The 3,499-nt window shown below is 69.6% G+C and carries 4 protein-coding genes and 1 pseudogene; 3 read left to right on the top strand and 2 right to left on the bottom strand.

Going from position 1 to position 3,499, the window contains the following annotated elements; all coding sequences use genetic code 11:
• A partial coding sequence (locus VB739_RS16320; protein ID WP_323358069.1) for a magnesium chelatase domain-containing protein occupies positions 1-506 on the bottom strand: 506 nt, incomplete at its 3' end.
• 56 nt (positions 507-562) lie between these two features.
• Between VB739_RS16320 and VB739_RS16325 the strand changes: the two genes are divergently transcribed.
• The 3 genes from VB739_RS16325 to VB739_RS16335 all read left to right on the top strand — a co-directional run bounded on the left by VB739_RS16325 (position 563) and on the right by VB739_RS16335 (position 3,222).
• Positions 563-907, top strand: coding sequence for a histidine triad nucleotide-binding protein (locus tag VB739_RS16325; RefSeq protein ID WP_323358070.1), 345 nt, complete (start codon positions 563-565; stop codon positions 905-907).
• Positions 908-977: 70 nt separating this feature from the next.
• Complete coding sequence (locus tag VB739_RS16330; protein WP_323358071.1) at positions 978-2,999, top strand: ABC transporter ATP-binding protein/permease; 2,022 nt, start codon at positions 978-980, stop codon at positions 2,997-2,999.
• Positions 3,000-3,003: 4 nt separating this feature from the next.
• The gene (locus VB739_RS16335) at positions 3,004-3,222 is read left to right on the top strand and encodes a chlorophyll a/b-binding protein (protein WP_323358072.1); all 219 of its coding nucleotides are present in this window, start codon (positions 3,004-3,006) and stop codon (positions 3,220-3,222) included.
• On the opposite strand, the pseudogene VB739_RS16340 reads toward VB739_RS16335, so the two are convergent.
• Positions 3,223-3,499, bottom strand: a pseudogene (locus tag VB739_RS16340) (hypothetical protein); the annotation flags it as partial.

Genomic DNA, 3,499 nt, shown 5'->3' on the forward strand with positions numbered 1-3,499 from the left:
TCCTGCAGCAGGGCCACCACCTCCACCAGATGCCCGGCTCCCCAGACGGCGAGCCCCTCCACCAGGGCGGCTTCGGTGGCATTGGCCGCCGGCACCACCAGGGCCCGGGCCCCGTGGTGCCGGGCCGCCAGGGCCAGGGCCAGCACCCCCCGGATCGGCCGCAGACGCCCGTCGAGGCCCAGCTCCCCCGCGCTCCAGATCCCTTCCACCTCGGCGGCCGCCAGCTGCTGGCTGGCCACCAGCAGCCCCAGGGCGATGGGCAGATCGAAGCCGGGGCCGGTCTTGGGCAGGTCGGCGGGGGCCAGGTTGACCACCACCCGGGTCAGGGGCACCCGCAGGCCGCCGTTGCGCAGGGCCCCCCGCACCCGCTCCCGCGATTCCTGGGCCGCCGCATCTGCCAGGCCCACCACCCGCAGCCCCGGCAGTCCCGGGGCGATGTCCACCTCCACCGTCACCGGCAGGGCCTCCAGGCCCCGCAGGGCCCCACTGCTGCACCGTGCCAACATCCCTTTGGAGCCCACTGCCCGTTCAGTGCCACCTCCCGACCACTCCCCGGCGTCCCATGGCCAGCAGCGACACCATCTTCGGACGCATCCTGAGCGGCGAAATCCCCTGCCAGGAGGTCTACGCCGACGATCTCTGCCTGGCCTTCCGGGATGTGAACCCCCAGGCGCCGGTGCACGTGCTGGTGATTCCCCGCGAGCCGATCGCCCAGCTGGGCGAGGCCACGGACGAACACGAGGCCCTGCTGGGCCATCTGCTGCTGGTGGCCGCCAAGGTGGCCCGGCTCGAAGGGCTCGAGAGCTGGCGCACCGTGATCAACAGCGGCGCCGACGCCGGCCAGACCGTGTTCCACCTGCACCTGCACGTGATCGGCGGCCGGCCGCTGGCCTGGCCGCCGGGCTGATGGCCGGGCGCACACCGCCGCCCCCGCCGGGTCGGGCCGACGGAGAGAATGGCGCGATCCGCCCACGCCCATGACCCCCCTGAAGGCCCTTCGCGAGCAGCTGGGCAAGCTGCAGCGCCTGGCCCAGCCCTACTTCCTGCCCCTCGACGAAGGCGGCGGCGGCAGCGGCCAGTTCCTGCTTCTGGTGGTGGCCCTGCTGGCAGTGGTGGTGGGCTTCACCCTGCTGCTGCTCACCGGCGTGGTGGCGGCGGCCGGGGCCTGGATCCCCGAACTGCGCAACCGCTTCCTGCCCGGGGTGCCCGAGCAGGTGGCCGCGGTCTGGAGCGGGCCGATCGGCATCGTGATCATGGTGCTGTTCGCCGCCGGCCTGGGTGCCTTCATCAGCCTGCGGGCCAAGCTGCGCCAGGGGCGCTGGCTGCCCTGGCTGCTGCTCGGCATCATCGCCCTGCTGATCCTGGTGATCAACGGCATCAACGTGGGCATCAGCTTCATCGCCCGGAACATCGAGAACGCCTTGGTGGCCTACAAGGCGGAGGAGTTCTGGAAGATCGTCGCGATCTACGCCTTCTGCCTGGTGCTGGCCCTGCCGATCCGCGCCATCCAGAGCTATCTGATTCCCAAGCTGGGTCTGCTGTGGCGAGAGTGGCTCAGCGGCCGCATGCTGGGCCGCTATCTCACCAACCGGGCCTACTACGTTCTCAATCCCAACGATGAATCCGTTGAGGAGATCGACAACCCCGACCAGCGGATCTCCCAGGACGCGGCCAGTTTCACCGCCACCAGCCTGAGCGTGACGGTGGAGATCATCTCCGCCCTGCTCACCTTCTTCAGCTTCATCATCGTTCTCTGGAGCATCAACCAGACCCTGGCCCTGTGGCTGCTGGGCTATTCGGTGGGCGGTACGGCTCTGATCGTGTTCGCCAGCCGCAAGCTGGTGAATCTGAACTATCAGCAGCTCAAGCTGGAGGCCGATTTCCGCTACGGCCTGGTTCACATCCGCGACAACGCCGAATCGATCGCGTTTTATCGGGGCGAGCGCCAGGAGCAGAAGGAGGGCGAACGCCGCCTTGACGGCGTGATCGTCAACTACAATCGCCTGATCATCTGGGAGGCGCTGATCAGCGTCATCCAGCGTTCCTACGACTACTTCTCCCGCTTCCTGCCCTGGTTGGTGATCGCGCCGATCTACTTCGCCAAGCAGGTCGATTTCGGTGTCTTCGGGCAGGCCAGCATCGCCTTCTCCCAGGTGCTGTTCTCGGTCAGCTACATCGTCAACAACATCGACCGGCTGGCCGCCTTCTCCGCCTCCATCAGCCGTCTCGAGGGCTTCCAGGGCAAGGTGGAATCGATCAGCGCCGAGATGGCCGAGTTCGTGGCCGCCGAGCAGGCCTCCGCCGGTGGCGCCATGGGGGCCGGGGCCGGCGCCGTGCGTCCCGAATCGATCCTGGTGAGCCATGTGGATCTGGTGCCGCCCCGCACCAACCGCCAGCTGGTGCGCGACCTCAGCCTGGAGGTGACCGCCAGCCAGCGCCTGCTGGTGGTGGGCCCGTCGGGCTGCGGCAAGACCTCCTTCCTGCGGCTGGTGAGCGGCCTCTGGCCTCCGGCCGCCGGCCACGTGCAACGGCCGCCGGTGGGGGAGCTGATGTTCATCCCCCAGAAGCCCTACATGCTGCTGGGCAGCCTGCGGGAGCAGCTCTGCTACCCCCAGCCCACCGATCGCTTCAGCGACGAGCAGCTGCGCCATGTGCTCGAGGAGGTTCGCCTGCCGGACCTGGTGCGCCGCTATCCCGACCTGGACATCAAGCAGGACTGGCCCCGCCTGCTCTCGCTCGGCGAGCAGCAGCGCCTCGCCTTCGCCCGCCTGCTGCTCAACTCACCCCGGTTCGTGGTGCTCGATGAGGCCACCAGCGCCCTTGATGTGGCCACCGAGAAGGCCCTCTACGAATTGCTGGTGGAGCGGGAGATGGCCTTCGTCAGCGTGGGCCATCGTCCCACCCTTACCCAGTACCACGACACCGTGCTGGAACTTGACGGCAGCGGTGGCTGGCGGATGCTCCCGGCGGCCGGCTATACCTTTGGGCGCGAGGACTGATCCGATGAGCGACCCTGCCTCCACCCCATCAGCGGACGTGCCCGAGGACGCCGCCACCGCGCCCGCCACCAGTGCCACCACCTCCGAGGTGCCGGCCTTCGGCTGGAGCGGCTACGCCGAGCGGGTCAATGGCCGTTTCGCCATGCTCGGTTTCATTGCCGTGCTGCTGGTCGAGGCCCTCAGCCACGACACTTTCCTGCACTGGGCGGGCCTGGTGCCCTGATCAGGGCACGGCGATCAGGTCCACCTGCCACTGGCCCTGGCGGCTCACCTCCACCGCCAGCTCGCGGCCGTCGGCCCGCAGGGCCACCCGCCGGGGCACGCCGGGGGGCTGCAGCGGCACCGGCTGCAGGGCCATCAGGTTGCGGCGGTAGAGCACCAGCTCGGTGCGCCCCTCCAGCTGGCGCACCAGGGCCAGCCGCTCACCCCGGCCATCCACCGCCACGCTGAGCGGCTGGGCGTCGGGGCGCTCCAGGCCCGGCACGGGCACGGGCTGCTGG

Origin of the sequence: Cyanobium gracile UHCC 0281 (assembly GCF_034931305.1) — a bacterium.
GTDB classification, from domain to species: domain Bacteria; phylum Cyanobacteriota; class Cyanobacteriia; order PCC-6307; family Cyanobiaceae; genus Cyanobium; species Cyanobium gracile_A.